Genomic DNA, 16,341 nt, shown 5'->3' with positions numbered 1-16,341 from the left:
CCGGGCCGGTCCACGTCGGATACTCGACGTTCCGGTCGGGATGGCAGGCTGGTCGCTGATGAACACTCGAGTGGGTACGGTGCTGAGCTGGGCCGGCCTCGGTGTCGTCTGCGTGGTGGCGTCGCTCGGTCTGTACGGCGCGCTGCACCTGCTGCCGCCGTCAGCACAATTGGACTGGAGCCGTCGCACGATCAGCCACTACGCGCTGTTGTCGAACGGCTGGCTGTTCGACCTGGCGACGCTGCTGCTGGCCGCCGGGTCGCTCGCGGTGCTGGTCGCGCTCCGTCAGGCCGGGGCGGTGGGCCGGAACGCGACGCTAGCGTTGCTGCTCTGGGTCGTCGGGTTGGTCGGCGTCGTCTGGTTCGAGAAGCACAACTGGTCGACGGGTCCGTCGGTCAGCGGCGACGTCCACCGCGCCGCGAGCCTGCTCGCGTTCCTCAGCCTTCCCACCGCTGCCCTGCTGGCCGCGGCTCCCCGCCGACGAGAACGCGGCGCGCGGCTGGTGGCGCTCGGCGGTTGGGTGTCACTGCTGTGCTTCTCGCCGATTCTCTGGGCGCTACTGTCCGAGCCCTGGACCGGTGTGCGATGGTGGCGTGCGATTCCGCTGGGTGGCGTGGAGCGTCTGCTGGGGCTCGCCGAGGTAGCGACGGTGCTGATCCTGGCGTGGTGGGCGGTGCGGACGTCAGCCGGTCGGCTACGTCAGACGCGGGGTTCTGGGTAGCGTTCGAAGGTTTGACGCGCACCGCAGGGGCTCCGCGCCGTGCGACGAACACGGGGGACGCCACCGGTCAGGGGCGGCGGCGAGGTCGGCGACCACCAGGCCTGCAAGTACGCGGTGTAGTAGCGGCAGACGTGGATCAATGGAGGTACACGCCTCGCCGGGCGCGCTGGCGCAGCACCGGAAGAGGTTCACGAATGTCGCCCTCTGCCATTCGGGCGGGCCGATGACCTCGATCTGACCCTCGGCCTCGACTTAACCCTCGGCCTTAGCATCGGCCTCGACCTTGGCATCGACCTCGGCGTCGGATCGGCAGAGGGCCGGGGCCAGGCCGGTCCCTGGCCGACCGGAGGTCGAGCCGCGGCGGTCTGACCGCTTCGTGGAATGCGCCCGCGCGGCTTCCATACTCGCGGTCGTCCGCCCGATTGGGGGACGCCATCGCTCAGCGCTGCGAGCCACCAGCGCGGGCAACCCGGACCTACTCCGGGCCGGAGGATTCGCAGTTGCGGGTTTCTGGCGCACGCGCGAAGCTCCCGGTCCGGCGAGCCTCGCCACGTGTCCGTGTCAGCGGTCTTCGAATTCGCGGCCGGCTGCACGCCAGTGGCCGGAACGTTCAGAGCAGTGATCCCCGCTTGTGGACAGCGGTTTTCTGTCGGTGGGCGCCGATAGAATCTCGCACATGAGTTCGATGGTCGAGTGTGTGGCGGTGTTGCGGGAGTTGGCCGGGGAAGACCTCGGCGGGCTCCCCGATTCCGCGCAGCTGGGCCGGGTGGAGGGCTGGGAAGAGATCGTGCGGGTGGCCCAGGCCGGCCTCGCCGAGGCCGTCGGTGCGGTGCACCGCCGGGGTGCGGTGGCCTACAACGGTGCCCCGTCGACGAAGGCCTGGCTGCAGGGCTCGTTGAGAATGACCTCGGGTGAGGCCAGCGCTCTGGTCGATACCGCGCGCCGGTTACCGGTTCTGCCGCGTTTCGCCGGCGCCCTGTCCGCCGGGGTGGTCTCGTTCGGGCATGTGAAGGTCGCGGCGTGGCTGGCCCGGAAGGTCGACGCGGTGGATCCGGATTTGGTGCCTACGGCTGAGGAGATGTTGTTCGAGAACGCCCACCGGCTCAGCTGCTCAGAGTTGCGGCAGATCGCCAAACGCATCCTCGAGCACCTGCTCCCGGCGAAGGAGCATCCGCCGGAACCCGAACGCGCGGTGTATCTGGGTCAGACCTACGACGACATCTGGGACCTCAAAGGCTCCCTCTCGCCCGAATGCGGAGCGATGCTGCAGACCTACTTCGCGACGCTGCCGAAGCCTGATCCCGAAGACATGCGGTCGGCGGCCGAACGCCGCCACGACGCGCTGCGGGACCTCATCCGGCACATCCTGGATACCGGCGAGCTTCCGACCACCGCCGGTGAACAACCCCACCTCACCGTCCTCGTCCACGCGAGCGACCTGCGCCGCACCCCGGCCGGCCGCACCGTCCTGGCCGACACCCCGGTTTCCGCCCCGGACACTCCGCTGCCCGAGATCCTGGTCCGGCCGGACGACGAGTGGCCCCTCGACGCTGACGGGGAGCAGGAGTGGGTCACCGACTGGGATTGGGACGTGGTCGCCGACTGGCTCGCCGACCCCCAGCACCAGCCCGAACCCGCGGGCCCCACCGGCAACCACCCCGACAACGGACCAAGCGGCTTCGACACGCGCCCCGGCGGCTCGGGTAACGGTGACCTCGGCCGCTCCAGCAGTGGCTCCGGCGGCGACCCGGGAACCGGATCCGGCGGCTCGGGTGGTGGCTCCGGTCGTAGTCCCCGGGTCTGGGTTCCCGGTAGCCGGTGGGTCCCCGGACCCGGCGACGGAGGCCGCACCGACTTCGGCGACACCCTCCCCCTCGAAGCCATCGACCGCATCGCCTGCGACGCCGCGATCAACCGCATCGTCCTCGGACCCGACGACGTCCCCATCGCCGTCGGACGCCGCACCCGCCTCGTCCCACCCACCATGCGCCGAGGCCTGGTCGTAAGGGACCAAGGCTGCCGATTCCACTACTGCACCCGCCCACCCCACTGGACCCAAGCCCACCACATCATCCCCTGGACCCACGGCGGACCAACCGACATGAACAACCTCATCCTCCTGTGCGGCTTCCATCACCACCGCGTCCACGACGAAGGCTGGACCCTCCAACTCGACGGACAAGAACTCACCATCCGCCGACCCGACGGCACCATCCTCGACCCACCCGACTAGCGACCCCAACAGCCAAAACAGCCGGGCGCCACCCCCGCCGCCCGGCGCTCAGGCATGCCGGGACGCCGGATGCCGGGATGCCCACCGAGCCGCCGCGCCCACCGAGCCGCCGACGCGCCGAGCCCGCCGAGCACGCCGAGCTGCCGACGCGCCGAGCCCGCCGCGCACGCCGAGCCCGCCGGGCTGCACTGGGGTCCTCAAGCCAGCCGGGCCGCGCTGGCCGAGTCGCACGGGCGCCCCTGTCGGCGTACTGGTGACGTGCCCAGGTAGGTACACACGGACGTGCTCAGCTCGCCGTACCGCGGGGAGAGGTGGTGCTTACTGGCCGCGTTGGCGAGGTCCCCACCAGGGCAGGATCGGTGGGAGGTCGGCTAGCGGCTGGGCGGGCCGCTTCGGCGGCGATGATTCGCCGTCGTCTTCGTCCCAGCGTCGTCCGTACTGATCGGGTAGGTCGCCCCAGCCGAAGTACGGCAGCGGAATGGGTGGGACGGCGCCGATGTGGTCGAGTGGGTCGATCTTCGTGGCGGCGACGGTGCACAGGTGGGCCCAGTCGTCGCCGAAGTCGAACAGGTAGGCGAACTGTTCGCCGAGTGTGAGTCGGCTCAGCTTCGTCCGGGCGCTGTCCAGGCTGCCCTCGGGCTCGTCGCCGTCCCAGAGATCGAGCGTGGTGATCTCGGTGCTGTCGGCGAGGGTGAACATGTGCATGTGGGCCAGGTCCCAGCGGGCGAACGCGGTGTCGATCGCATCGGCGAGCTGCTCGAAAGTGTGCGACCTGGCCGCTGCGAAGATCCGGCCGGGACGCGGCCACGGCTCTACCCCGCGGCCGGAGACCAGCTCCACGCGGATCGACAACCAGGTGCGGGCCACCGGCTCTCGCCCTTTCCGATCAACCGTCGACGGCGGCCGACAGCCTACCGTCAGTCACGTAGTCCGGCGGTCCGCGCGTCGCCCCGCGGGACACGTTCACTGTCCCGGCTGGACACCCTCCAGGCATACACCGACAGCCCCGAGCCGGGCCGTGCTGGCCGGGTGGTGCTGGCCGTGCTGCCGAGCCGCGCTGGCCAGGCGGTGTTGGCCGGGCTGTGCTGGCCGTGCTGCCGAGCCGTGCTGGCCGGGCGGTGTTGGCCGGGCCGAGCTGGCCGGGCTGTGCTGGCCGTGCTGCCGAGCCGTGCTGGCCGGGCGGTGCTGGCCGGGCGGTGTTTGCCGGGCCGAGCTGGCCGTGCTGGTCGGGCCGTGTTGGCCGAGCTGGCCGGGGCCGCACTGGCGTCGCCGGATTGCATGTGGCTCAGCGCGGGGCAGAGGCGATCAGCCCGGGAGCGATGTGTCGGCGCTCCTGGAGTCCGGCCGTCGGCGCAGCCGGCCGCATAGTCGAGGAGCGCTGATAACGACGCGCGAGACCCGCAGCTACAAGACCGGCGATCTTCGCAGGTCACTGACGAGTTGACGGAGCCCGCCGGACTCTTACGGCGGGCTCCACCGCGAATGGCGACCAGGTTAGTCGCCGCACACCGCGCCAGAGTCAACGTTGCCGACTGTCGGCCCGCCGCTGCCCGGATCGGCGTTCGCGATAGACGCGGGACCTACCAGCGCTACCGCCGTCAGAGGGAGCACTACACATCGAGTAATCCATCGGTCTTTGGTCATCGTCCCCCACAGCGCGATGCGGTCGATAACCGGTCGATCTACCCTTAACGAGCAGGTAGGTCCTCGGCCGAGGAGGCGCGGCTACTGCGACACATCGTCGGCACGCGGATCCGGTGCAACCACGCAGGCCCTGTTCGGGCGCTCTCTGTCGGACAAGGACCTCGGCCTCAACCCATCGTCACGGTCATGAGGCCGACGAGGAGGAGCATCGCCACGAACGCACCACCGACCATGAGAGCGAGCTGGAGGCCGCTGTACTTCGTCGGTCCCGCGTTCCGGCGTCCGTCGAATCCGTCGTCGAGGTCGGACCCGGGCTTGTACGGGTAGGGGTGCGGTGTCGGACCGAAGCCCGGCTGCTGGTGGTCGGGGGTGGAAGGCTCGTGCTCGTCGCGGCCGTGCGGTTCGGTCATGGCCGCACGCTAAGGGGCCGCATCGGCGCGCGCAGGGGATGTGTCGGCTGCGCGACCGGGCACCGCCGCCGGCGGATTGGCGAGTATGACCTTGCTGGCCACGCGCGAGGCCGTGTCGTCGCCGGGTGCATAGGCGTGTGCTCGGGTGACGGTGCCAGCCGAGGGCTGGTGTCTACTTTGGCGGGTCGACCTGGCCCGCCTTCATCGCTTCGGTGAAGTCATTCCATGCGTCGATCGGGAAGGCGAGCGCCGCTCCGTCCGAAGCCTGTCGGGAGTCCCGCACCCTGACCTCATCGCCGGTGAAGGCCATTTCGACGCGGTTGTCGAGTCGGGGGATGACTGACGACCGATACGGCTCGGTCAGAACGCGCGGTAGTCGCGGGAGGAGAAGCGCGCTGACCGCTGCCCTGGGGACCGCGCCGTCACGCTTCGCCATGTTCGGCCCTCACGGCTTGCCCGGCCCTGATGCTCGTCTCTGACGATGCGCTGCGGGCAGATCGGAGTCCATACCTGACTGTTTCGGGGCCGGCGGCTGCGCCCAGGTGCTGCGCCTCCGATATCGAACGCGGTCTCCTGTGGACGGCACCTATGCCGCCGTCCGGGTCCAGGCTCCGGACCCTGCGCCGAGCTGAGGGCAGCCCCTCAGCGGGCGGCTGCGGCGGCGTAGCGGCGCGACAGGTCCGCGAACGCTGCCCTGAGTTCGGGCGGGCCGACGACCTCGACGTCGGCGTCGAACCGCCCGAGGGCCGCGGCCAGGCCGGTCCATGACCACGACCCGAGGACGAGCCGGCAGCGGTCCGGTCCGAGATCCTCGACGACGCCGTCGCCGGCGAAGCGGGAGACTTCGGCGGCGGGTTTGGCGAGTACGACCTCGCCGACGCACGGCCAGCCGTTCGGTTCGCCGGTGCCGTCGCGGACGTCTGACCCGCGGAAACGGGCGGTCACGAACGCGGCCACGTCACCGCCGGGTACGTCCCGCGGTGCGAATCGGGGGCCGGTGGGCGTGCGGGGGGTGATGCGGTCGGCGCGGAACGTGCGCCAGTCTGCTCGGTCGAGGTCCCAGGCGACGAGGTACCAGCGGCCTCGGCGGGCGACGAGGTGATGCGGCTCCGCCCGGCGCGGCGCCCCGGTTGCGGCACCCAACGTCTGCGCGCCCGACCGCAGCGCGGCCCGCGGTGGTGCGCCCTGGGGCTGCGCCCCGTTCGCGGCTTGCGACGGCGCCCCCTCGGACGCGTAGTCGAAACGCAGTACCTCGCCCGCGCGGATCGCGGCGCTCAACGCCAACAGCACCCCGCTGTCGGCCTGCGGCGCTCCGCTCCACGCGACCGGTGTGACCTGGAGCGCGTCGATGCGGTGCCGGAGCCGAGCAGGCATGACCTGCCGGATCGTGCTCAGCGCCCGGGCGGCGTCGTCTTCGATGCCGGCTCCGGCGGTCACGGCGAGACGTAGCGCGACCGCGACCGCCACGGCTTGGTCGTCGTCGAACAGCAGGGGCGGTAGTTGCGACCCCGCGTCGAGCCGGTAACCGCCGTCCGGGCCCTTGATCGCGCGGATCGGGTAGCCGAGCTCGCGTAGCCGGTCGACGTCCCGGCGGACGGTCCGCGGGCTGACGTCCAACCGCTCGGCGAGCAGCTGGCCGGGCCAGTCGCGCCGGGCCTGCAGGAGCGAGAGCAGCGCGAGCAGTCGCGCGGACGTGTGATGCACGACATCAGATTCTGCCTGCAGTAGCGGACACAAGCTGGCCTCTTCTCTCGCGAGAGTCGCTACCGACACACCGCAACGACGAAGGAGCCGGCCATGGCCGTGACCACCACCACCCACCTCAACTTCCGTGGCGACGCCCGCGCGGCGCTGGAGTTCTACCAGTCGGTCTTCGGCGGCGAGATCGCGCTGGTCAGCTACGCCGACGCCCACGCCGCGCAGGACCCCGCCGAAGCCGACCAGATCATGTGGGGCCAGGTCCAGGGCGAGGCCGGCTTCCACGTCATGGCCTACGACGTTCCGGGCCGGATGCCGTGGGAGCCGGGCCGGAACGCGTTCTTCGTGTCGGTCCGCGGCACGTCGACCGAGGAGATCCGCGGCTATTGGAAGGGGCTCTCCGAGGGTGCCACGATCGTCCAGGACCTCGGTCCGGCCGGATGGGCTTCCCTCTACGGGATGCTCACCGACCGGTTCGGTGTCGTCTGGGTGCTCGACGTCCTCGCCTGAGAACCCGCCACGACCGGCACCGGCCGGCCCCGGTACTGGCTGGCCCCGGTACTGGCTGGCCCCGGTACTGGCTGGCGCCGGTACTGGCTGGCGCCGGTACTGGCTGGCGCCGGTACTGGCTGGCGCCGGTACTGGCTGGCGCCGGTACTGGCTGGCGCCGGTACTGGCTGGCGCCGGTACTGGCTGGCGCCGGTACTGGCTGGCGCCGGTACTGGCTGGCGCCGGTACTGGCTGGCCCCGGCCGGCCCCGGCGCCGGCCGGTCGAGCCCGGCCAGGAACGGGCCCCGGTGCCGGTCACCGCGGTATCAGGCCAGCGGTCCGAAGAACGCCCGCAGGTCCGCTGCCACGTCCGCCGGTGCCTCCATCGCCGGGAAGTGCCCGCCGTGCGCGTGTTCGGTCCAGTGCGTGCCCTCGGGCACCGGGAGCAGCCGGCGCACGGTCTCGTCGGCGCCGAACACCGCGAAACCCTGCGGCACGGTCGCCGCCCCACCCCAGTCCGACGAGTGTGCCTGGTCGTAGAGGGTGTGCGCGGCGGTGACGCCGGACGCGGTGAACCAGTACAGGCTGACCGTAGTGAGTAACTGGTCGACGTCGATCGGCAGCCGGGTCCACTCGTCGAACTTCTCCGCGATCCACGCGAGCTGGAAGAGCGGCGAATCGGTCAAACCGTACCCTATCGTCCGCGGCCGGGAGTTCTGGATCGCCAGGTAACCGGAGCCGTCCCGGCGGAAGGCGTCCATACGCTCGAGGATCAACCGGTCGACCGGGTCGTCCGGGTTGAGGCGGTCGGCCATCCCGGGCAGGAACGTGGCGGTGTTCGCCGCGGTCAGCGGATCGGTCACCACGTGGACGCCGATCACGTGCTCACCGTCGGCGGCGGCCACCGCTCCGGACACCCCGGCGCCGATGTCGCCGCCGTGCACGCCGTACCGCTGGTAACCCAGGCGGCGCATCAGCTCGATCCAGGCCGCCGCGGTCCGGGACAGTGTCCACCCGGGACCGGACAGCGGTGTCGAGAACGCGTACCCCGGCAGCGAGGGCACGACCAGGTGGAAGTCGGGGGAGAGCTCCTCGATCAGGCCGAGGAACTCCGCCGCGGAGCTCGGGAAGCCGTGCGTCAGGATCAGCGGCGTGGCGTCCGGGCGCGCGGACCGGACGTGCAGGAAATGGATGCGCTGACCGTCGATCTCGGTCGTGAACTGCGGGTACCGGTTGAGCCGCGCCTCGGCTGCCCGCCAGTCGAACTTCGTCCGCCAGTACTCGGCCAGCTCTCGGAGCCGGTCCGCGGTGATCCCGCGGTCCCCGCCCGCCGGCTCGCCCGGCCCCGCCGGCCCAGCCAGCTCGGCCGGCCCAGCCAGCTCGGCCGGCCCAGCCAGCGCGGCCGGCCCAGCCGAGAACTCGGCCGGCCCAGCCGAGAACTCCGCCGGCCAGCGCGCGCCGGCCAGCCGCAGCTGCAGGTTCTCGAGGTCGGAGTCCGCAACCGCGATCCGGAACGGTCGGATGTCCTCGCCCATTAGTGCCTCCCTTGTCCGACGTTGGTGACCCCACGCTAGGAACAATTGCGGCACGCTTCGTTCCGCGATTCGCGGAAGAATGGCGGAATGCTGGAAACCTCCGGACGCCTGCTGCGGTTGCTGTCGTTGCTCCAGAGCCGCCGCGACTGGACCGCCGCCGACCTCGCGACCCGGCTGGACGTCACCACCCGGACGATCCGCAAGGACGTGGAGCGCCTGCGCGCCCTCGGGTACCCGGTCGACGCCCGGCCCGGCGTCGCCGGGGGATACCGGCTGGGCAGCGGGGGCAGCCTGCCACCGCTGCTGCTCGACGAGGACGAGGTCGTGGCGGTCGTCGTCGGGCTGCGCACCGCGGCGGGCGGGTCGGTGGCCGGGATCGAGGAGATCTCGGTGCGGGCGCTGACCAAGGTGCAGCAGATGCTGCCGCCGCGGCTCCGCCACCGAGCCGCCGCGTTCCGCGAGTACGCACTACCGGTGCCGGGCGTGGGCCCGGCAATCGACCCGGGTGTGCTGACCACGATCGCGGGCTCCTGCCGGGACCACGAGCGGCTGCGGTTCGACTACCGGGCCCACGACGGCACCGAATCCCGGCGTGACGTCGAGCCGTATCGCCTCGTCCACGACCGTCGTCGCTGGTACCTGTTCGCCTGGGACACCGACCGGACCGACTGGCGGACGTTCCGGGCCGACCGGATCACGCCACGCACCCCCGGCGGCCCGCGCTTTCCGCCGCGCGAGTTGCCTCCGGACGACGAGATCGCCGCCCGGGTGACCCGGGGCGTCGGCGCGGCGCCGTGGCACTACCGGGCCCGCGTCGTCGTCCACGCCGATGCGGACTACGTCCGCCAACGCATCCCGGTGCCGGTCGACGTGCGCCCGATCGGTCCCGGCCGGTGCGAGTTCACGCCGGGCTCGGACGACCCGCGGATGCTCGCCCACTACCTCGGCCTGCTCGACGCCGACTTCACGGTCGTCGACGGCCCCGAACTGATCGACGCGCTGGCGCAGCTGGCCGCCCGCTACCGCCGGGCGATCGAACCGGATCAGGGACGACCGCGCAGCGAGCCGTAGTGCATGCGCCACAACGCCGGACCGAACGAGCGGAAGACCTGCGCGCGCACCGCCTCCGGGATCGCCCGCAGGCTGTCGCGCCGGTTCGTGGTCTTCCGCACGTGGTCCACTCGCGGCCGGCGACGTCGCTCGTGCTGGGCCAGCGCCTCGGCGATCGTCCGGGACCGCGCGAGCGAATCGGCCAGCACCAGCGCGTCCTCGACCGCCATCGCCGACCCCTGCGCCATGTTCGGCCCGGTGGCGTGCGCGGCGTCGCCGATCAGCACGGTCAGGCCGTTCGACCAGCGGTCCAGGTGGACCTCCTCCACCGACGCCCGGTGCGCCGGGCCCGCGGTCGCCACCAGCGGCGCCGGCAGCGGAACGACGCCGTCGCTGTAGCAGTACACCCGGTCGCCGCCGATCGGGATCGTGAGCAACGCCGCCCGGCCGTGCACCGTCAGCGACCAGACCGGCTCGGGATCCGGCACCGTCGCCACGAACCGCACGGCGATCTGGCCGAGCGGCCGCAGCCCCGCGTCGCCGAACGCCAGGCGGCGCACCGTCGAGTGCACGCCGTCCGCGCCGATCACCAGGTCGTACGTATCGGACGAGCGGTCGTCGAACTCGACCAGCACCCCGTCGTCGGTGTCCACCAGCGAGATCGGCGCGCGGTCGTAGACGATCGGCACGTTCTTGGCCGCGGCCAGCAGCACCTCGTGCAGGTCGACCCGGTGCACCGCCACGCACGGCGCGACGCCGCCCCAGAGGTCGTCGTTGTCGATCTCCATCAGCACCCGGCCACGCCGGTCGGAGATCCGCTGCCGGGCCACCGTGATGCCGCGTGCGGTCACCTGCGGTGCGACCCCGAGGTCGTCGAGCGCCCGCATCGCGTTGCCGGGCAGGAAGATCCCGGTGCCGTCGACGCTCGGTTTGGCTTCGCGCTCGACCACCCGCACGTCGGCGCCCCAGTCGTGCAGCGTCCGTGCGGCGGCCAGCCCCGCGGTCCCCGCGCCGACGATCAGTATCTTGACTCCGTCACCATGCATGGCCGGGACGGTAGGAAGACACCCTTCCCGGATCCTTATCGAGCGCTTCCGCCCGCCCCGCGTCCCAGGCGCGGATGAACGCGTCAGCGGTCAGCGCGGCCTGCGCCCGGGCCAGCAGCACGTCCCGCACCCGCCGCACGAACGGCATCAGCGCGGTGCCGATCGTCCCGCGCAACGCCTCGGCGACGCCGAGCAGGAACGCCACCCGCTCGTGCTCGCCGCGGTCCGCGGCGAGCACGGCCACGAGGAACAACCCCAGCGAGCGTCCCCACCGATGATCAACTTCCGTGAATCCGCGGACGCCTGCCTCGAGCATTTTTTCGCCGGCCGCCCGTTCGCCGAGGCGCCAGGCGGTGAAGCCGCGGATGACCAGCGTGCCGGACAGGCCCTCGGGGTCGCCGATCACGCGCAGCGGCGCCTCCGCGGCCTCGCCCCACGCGCGGGCGGCTGCCATGTCCCCGTGGGCGATCGCCACGCACGCGAGGTAGATCTGCGCGAAGCCCTCCGGCCACGGCGCCTCGGCCGCGCGGGCGATGTCGATCGCGTCCTCCAGTACCTCCTCGGCCTTGTCGAGCCGGTCGGCGTAGATCGCGGTGAGTCCGGCGGTCGTCAGCGCCCGCGCCAAGCCGGCCTTGTCGTCGGCTGCGCGGCTGAGCGAGGCCGCCTCCGCGGCGGCCTCGGCGGCCCGGTCCAGGTCACCCTGGAGAACGGCCAGACCGGCGACGCTGTCCAGCGCGCGGGCGCGGACGATCGGCGGCACGTCGCCGGGCATCGTGAGCACCTGGTCGAGCGTGTCCCGGCCCTCGCGGTAGTGGCCGTGCTGGTCCCAGAGCGGGTAGAGCGAGCCGGCGAGCCGGATCGCGGTCCCGGTGTCGCCGCGAGCGAGCGACCAGTCCAGCGCCGCGCGGAGGTTGCCGTGTTCGGTCTCCAGGCGGCGGATCAGCGCGGACTGCTCGGCGCCGTGCAGCGCACGGCGGATCGAGCGAACCATCCGTAACAGGTACGCGGCGTGCCGGTCGCGGACCTCATCCGCGATTCCGCTCGCGTCGAGCCGTTCCAGGCCGAAGACGCGAAGCGTCTCCGGGAGCTGATAGCGGCGGTCGCCGACCGTGACCAGGGACTTGTCGACGAGGTCGGTGAGCAGGCTCACCGTGGACGGTTCGCCGGCCACGGCCTGGGCCGCCTCGATCGTGAACCCGCCGACGAACACCGCGAGCTGCTCGAACAGCGTCCGCTGTGGCGTGTCGAGCAGCTGGTAGCTCCAGTCCACGGTGGCCCGGAGCGTCTGGTGGCGCGCGGACGCCGCCGGGCTGCCCCGGGTCAGCAGCGCGAACCGGTCGTCGAGCCGGGCCGCGACCTCCGGCAGGTCGATCGCGGTGGTGACCGCGGCCGCCAGCTCCAGCGCGAGCGGCAACCCGTCGAGCTGCCGGCAGATCCGATCGACGGCCGCAGCGTCGGCCGCGGTGACACGATATCCGGGGCGAACGGCCGCGACTCGCGAAACGAAGAGCCGCACCGCGTCGCCGGTGACGTCCAGACCGGCAACCGGGTGCAGGTGCTCGCCGGTCACCCCGAGCCGCTCCCGGCTGGTGGCCAGGATCCGCAGGTCCGGGCAGGCGCGCAGCAGCCGGTCGGCGACCGCCGCGACCCCCGCGACGAGGTGCTCGCAGTTGTCCAGCACCAGCAGCGTGGCGGCCCGGCCGAGGTGCGTGGTCAGCCGCTGCTCCCGGACGCCGAGCGCGGCGGCGATCGCCCCGGCGACGTGTTCGGGCCGCTCGACCGGCGCCAGCTCGACGAGCCAGGCGCCGCCGGGGACGTCGTCGCGGCAGGCCAGCGCGACCTCGACCGCGAGCCGGCTCTTCCCCGCACCACCGACGCCGGTGAGCGTCACGAGGCGGGTGCGCCGCAGCAGGTCCGGAAGCGCGGCCAGGTCGGCGCGGCGGCCGACGAAGCTGGTGTAGGCGGCCGGGAGGTTCCCGCGGACGGGTTCGCGGAGCATCTCCACGTGCAGCCGTTGCAGCGCGGGCGACGGGTTGACGCCGAGTTCCTCGGCCAGCACCCGGCGCAGCGACGCGTAGGCCTCCAGCGCCTCGGCCGACCGGCCGGACCCCTGCAGCGCACGCATGAGCAGGCCGGTGAACGGCTCGTGCAGCGGGTGCTTCGTGGTGAGCGCGGTCAGCTCCGCGACGACGTCAGCGTGGCGGCCGAGCGCGAGGTCGGCGGTGAACCGGTACTCCAGCGCCGTGAGGCGCAGCGCCTCCAGGCGCACGACCTCGGCCTCGGCGAACGGTTCGGTGGCGAACTCGGCGACCGCCGGGCCGTGCCAGAGCGCGAGCGCCGCGTCCAGCTCGTCGCGGGCGCGGGCCGGAGCACCGTCCGCCAGCGTTCCCGCCGCCGACCGGACGAGCGTCTCGAACCGGTGGGTGTCCAGAGCGCCGGGCGCGACGCACAGCCGGTAGCCGCCGGTGTGGGTCACCAGCTCCGGGTTGCCGAGGCGCAGCGCGGCGCGCAGCTCGCTGATCCGTACGTGCACCATCTCGGGAGCGCTGCGCGGCGGGCGGTCACCCCACAGCGCCTCGGTCAGCTCGCCCACCGGCACGACCTCGTCGGCGCGCAGCAGCAGCACGGCCAGCAACCGCCGGTGCCGGGGACCGCCGAGCGGCAGCGTCGTATCCGCGAGCCTGGCCTCGACCGGGCCGAGGACGCGGTACTCGAGCGTCGCGGCGGTGGACATCGACGCCCAGTGTCCCGCCGTGAGCCCACGGCGACCGTCACCTGGCTGACACCCCGGAAAAACTGGTTTCAGATTCTGCTTCTGCCGGACGCCGCCCGGGTGCGCGACTTAGGCTCCCCCCATGGCCGAACCGCTGATCTCGGTGGGCTTGCCCCCGAGTTCCCGCATCGTCGACTACGCCCGCACCGCCGAACGGCTGGGCTACCACCGCGTCTGGGTCTTCGACTCGCCCGCGCTCTACGGCGATCTCTGGGTCGCGCTGGCCCGCATCGCCGAGGGCACCGAGCGGATCGGATTCGGCGCCGGTGTCGCGGTGCCGAGCCTGCGGCATCCGATGGTGACCGCGTCCGCGATCGCGTCCGTCGAGGAACTGGCCCCCGGCCGGCTGGTGACCGCGTTCGGCACCGGTTTCACCGCGCGTCGGACGCTCGGCCAGAAGGGCATGCGCTGGGCCGACCTCGCGACCTACGTCCGGCAGGTGCGGACGCTGCTCGACGGTGGCGTCACCGAGATCGACGGGCAGCCGTGCCAGATGCTCCACCCGCCCGGCTGGGCACCGGAGCGGCCGATCCGGACGCCGCTCTGGGTGGCGCCCGGCGGGCCGAAGGGGTTCGCGACCGCTCGTGAGCTGGGTGTCGACGGGATCGCGTTGATGATGCCGCCGGGCGAGGACGTCAGCGGCTGGCCCGCCAGCGCGCTGCTGATCAACGGCACGGTCGTCCGCCCGGGGGAAGACCACACGAGCCCACGGCTGGTCGACGCGGCCGGCCCGTGGTTCGCCACGATGTTCCACGGCATTTGGGAGCTGTTCCCGGACGCGTTGGACGGCGTCCCCGGCGGCGCGACCTGGCGAGCGGGGCTGCTCGCGGCCCGGCCGGAGAACGAGCGGCACCTCGCCGTCCACGAGGGACACGGGATGGTGCTGACCGACCGGGACCGGGCCGCGATCGCCGAGGCCGGTGAGGGGATCCTGACCGGCGGCTGGACCGGTGAGCCGGCCGCGATCCGGAACCACCTGCGTGAGGCGGGCGAGACCGGGATCGGCGAGGTGATCTTCACCGCGTCCGGCCCCGACATCCCGGACGAGCTGGAAGCGTTCGCCGCCGCGGTCGGTGCTGACGCATCCTCTGCGCGGTGAACCCGTAGACCATGTAATGTATATTCTATGCAATCGCTGAACGAGGGTGCGCGGGCCGATCAGCTGACCGGCGGCCAGGCGCTGGCCGGGCAGCTCGTCGCCGAGGGTGTCGAGGTGATCTTCGGCCTACCCGGGGACCAGCTGATGACGGCGCTCGACGCGTTCGTCGACCGGCCGGAGCTGCGCTACATCGTCACCCGCCACGAGCAGGCGACCACGTACATGGCCGACGGGTACGCCCGCACGTCAGGGCGCCCCGGCGTCGCGATGGTCGTGCCGGGCGTGGGCGTCTACAACGCGGCCACCGGGCTCGCGACCGCATACGCCTGCTCGTCGCCGGTGCTGCTGCTGGCCGGCCAGGTGAACCGTGCGGGCATCGGCCGCGAACTGGGCCTGCTGCACGACGTCCACGACCAGCTGGAGATCGTCCGGCCGATCACCAAGTGGGCCCGGCGGATCACCGACCCGGCCGACGTCGCGGCGGGCGTCGGCGAGGCGTTCACCCGGATGACGTCCGGGCGGCCGCGGCCGGTGGAGGTGGAGATCCCGCCCGAGACGTTCGCCGAGAAGACCACCGCTGGTGTGGTGGACCCGGTACGGGTGCCCCGGGCAGCGGCGGAGGACGCGCAGCTCACCGCCGCCGCGGCGGCGCTGCGCACAGCGTCCGCACCCGTGGTGGTCGCCGGAGGCGGCGTTGTTCTCGGGGACGCGACGGCCGCGCTCACGCGGGTCGCCGAACTCCTGCAGGCGCCGGTCGTCACCACCCGCGAGGGCAAGGGAGCGATCGACGATCGCCATCCGCTCTCGGTCGGGACCGCCTGGGTGAACCCGCGGATGCGGCCGGTGCTCGGCGCGGCGGACGTCGTGCTGGCGGTCGGCACCCGGGGCGCGGGCCTCGGCCTGCGCGACGGTCAGCGGCTGATCCACCTGGACGTCGACGCCGAGCAGATCGGCCGTAACCACCCGGCGGCGGTGGCGGTCGCCGGGGACGCGGCGCTCACCCTGGAGAAGCTCGCCGAGCAGCTCGACCAGCGACCGGACGGGACCGCGGAGACCCGCGCGATGCGGGCCACCGCCGAGGAGCGGCTGGCCGCCGTCGGGCCGCAGTGGGAGATGGTCCGGGCGCTGCGCCGGGGCATCCCGGAGGACGGCATCCTGGTCTGCGACACGACGAGCGTCGCCTACATGTGCCACATGGGCTACCCGGTGTACGCGCCGCGCACCTACCTCTCCACGTCGTACATGGGCACGCTCGGCTTCGGTTACCCGGCGTCGCTGGGTGTGAAGGTCGCGGCGCCGGACGCGCCGGTCGTCACCGTGACCGGCGACGGCGGGTTCCTGTTCGGGTCCAACGAGCTGGCCACCGCGGTGCAGCACGGCATTCACACGGTCACGGTCGTCTTCGACGACGGGGCGTACGGCAACTCCAACCGCGACCAGCGCGACCGGTTCGGCGGCCGGGAGTACGGCACCGCGCTGCGCAACCCCGACTGGGTCGCGCTGGCCCGGGCGTTCGGTGCGGACGGGATGGTCGTGAACGACATCGCGAGGTTGCCCGCCGCGCTGACCGAGGCGCTGGCTACCGAGGGCTCGACCGTGATCGCGGTTCCGATGGACCGCCTGCCGTCGCCGTTCTGAGTCGG

At 72.5% G+C, this 16,341-nt stretch carries 13 protein-coding genes; 6 read left to right on the top strand and 7 right to left on the bottom strand.

Translation table 11 applies throughout. The annotated features are described in order from the left end of the window. Positions 1–58: 58 nt before the first annotated feature. Together BUB75_RS35675 and BUB75_RS47360 are read left to right on the top strand one after the other, a co-directional pair. Entirely contained in the window at positions 59–721 is a 663-nt protein-coding gene (locus tag BUB75_RS35675) for a DUF998 domain-containing protein (RefSeq protein ID WP_073263779.1), read from the top strand. Positions 722–1,397: 676 nt separating this feature from the next. After that, positions 1,398–2,954, top strand: a complete 1,557-nt coding sequence (locus BUB75_RS47360; RefSeq protein WP_084742118.1) for an HNH endonuclease — start codon at positions 1,398–1,400, stop codon at positions 2,952–2,954. Between the two features lie 318 nt (positions 2,955–3,272). Here the strand turns inward: BUB75_RS47360 and BUB75_RS35665 are convergent, their stop codons facing one another. From BUB75_RS35665 to BUB75_RS35650, 4 genes are all read right to left on the bottom strand, one after another. Continuing rightward, positions 3,273–3,821, bottom strand: a complete 549-nt coding sequence (locus BUB75_RS35665) for an IS1096 element passenger TnpR family protein (RefSeq protein ID WP_073263687.1) — start codon at positions 3,819–3,821, stop codon at positions 3,273–3,275. A gap of 944 nt (positions 3,822–4,765) precedes the next feature. Then, entirely contained in the window at positions 4,766–5,008 is a 243-nt protein-coding gene (locus BUB75_RS35660) for a hypothetical protein (RefSeq protein WP_073263685.1), read from the bottom strand. Positions 5,009–5,180: 172 nt separating this feature from the next. Next, on the bottom strand, positions 5,181–5,444 hold the full coding sequence (locus BUB75_RS44590) for a DUF397 domain-containing protein (RefSeq protein WP_084742117.1): 264 nt from the start codon (positions 5,442–5,444) through the stop codon (positions 5,181–5,183). Between the two features lie 206 nt (positions 5,445–5,650). Next, positions 5,651–6,712: a helix-turn-helix transcriptional regulator gene (locus tag BUB75_RS35650; RefSeq protein ID WP_143175630.1), complete on the bottom strand. Its 1,062-nt coding sequence runs from the start codon at positions 6,710–6,712 to the stop codon at positions 5,651–5,653. A gap of 93 nt (positions 6,713–6,805) precedes the next feature. Here BUB75_RS35650 and BUB75_RS35645 point away from each other — a divergent pair, with 93 nt between their 5' ends. Next, positions 6,806–7,216 (top strand): VOC family protein, encoded by a 411-nt coding sequence (locus BUB75_RS35645; protein WP_073263683.1) that lies wholly within the window; start codon positions 6,806–6,808, stop codon positions 7,214–7,216. Between the two features lie 305 nt (positions 7,217–7,521). On the opposite strand, the gene BUB75_RS35640 is transcribed toward BUB75_RS35645, so the two are convergent. Further along, complete coding sequence (locus BUB75_RS35640; RefSeq protein WP_073263681.1) at positions 7,522–8,730, bottom strand: epoxide hydrolase family protein; 1,209 nt, start codon at positions 8,728–8,730, stop codon at positions 7,522–7,524. An 87-nt stretch (positions 8,731–8,817) separates the two neighbouring features. Here BUB75_RS35640 and BUB75_RS35635 point away from each other — a divergent pair, with 87 nt between their 5' ends. Beyond that, entirely contained in the window at positions 8,818–9,801 is a 984-nt protein-coding gene (locus BUB75_RS35635) for a helix-turn-helix transcriptional regulator (RefSeq protein WP_073263679.1), read from the top strand. Here BUB75_RS35635 and BUB75_RS35630 read toward each other — a convergent pair. Then, the gene (locus BUB75_RS35630; protein WP_073263677.1) at positions 9,774–10,826 is read right to left on the bottom strand and encodes an FAD-dependent monooxygenase; all 1,053 of its coding nucleotides are present in this window, start codon (positions 10,824–10,826) and stop codon (positions 9,774–9,776) included. The two genes, BUB75_RS35635 and BUB75_RS35630, sit on opposite strands and share 28 nt — an antisense overlap. After that, positions 10,816–13,560: an ATP-binding protein gene (locus BUB75_RS35625; protein ID WP_073263675.1), complete on the bottom strand. Its 2,745-nt coding sequence runs from the start codon at positions 13,558–13,560 to the stop codon at positions 10,816–10,818. Before BUB75_RS35625 ends, BUB75_RS35630 begins: the two co-directional genes overlap by 11 nt. A gap of 121 nt (positions 13,561–13,681) precedes the next feature. Here BUB75_RS35625 and BUB75_RS35620 point away from each other — a divergent pair, with 121 nt between their 5' ends. Together BUB75_RS35620 and BUB75_RS35615 are read left to right on the top strand one after the other, a co-directional pair. Next, complete coding sequence (locus BUB75_RS35620) at positions 13,682–14,698, top strand: LLM class flavin-dependent oxidoreductase (RefSeq protein ID WP_073263673.1); 1,017 nt, start codon at positions 13,682–13,684, stop codon at positions 14,696–14,698. Positions 14,699–14,725: 27 nt separating this feature from the next. Continuing rightward, a complete protein-coding gene (locus BUB75_RS35615) occupies positions 14,726–16,336 on the top strand; it encodes a thiamine pyrophosphate-dependent enzyme (protein ID WP_073263671.1) in 1,611 nt (536 codons plus the stop codon). Positions 16,337–16,341: the final 5 nt, after the last annotated feature.

The sequence above is a fragment of the Cryptosporangium aurantiacum genome (assembly GCF_900143005.1).
GTDB classification, from domain to species: domain Bacteria; phylum Actinomycetota; class Actinomycetes; order Mycobacteriales; family Cryptosporangiaceae; genus Cryptosporangium; species Cryptosporangium aurantiacum.
The sequence above is the reverse complement of the archived record's forward strand: the minus strand, read 5'-3'. Positions and strand labels throughout refer to the sequence as shown.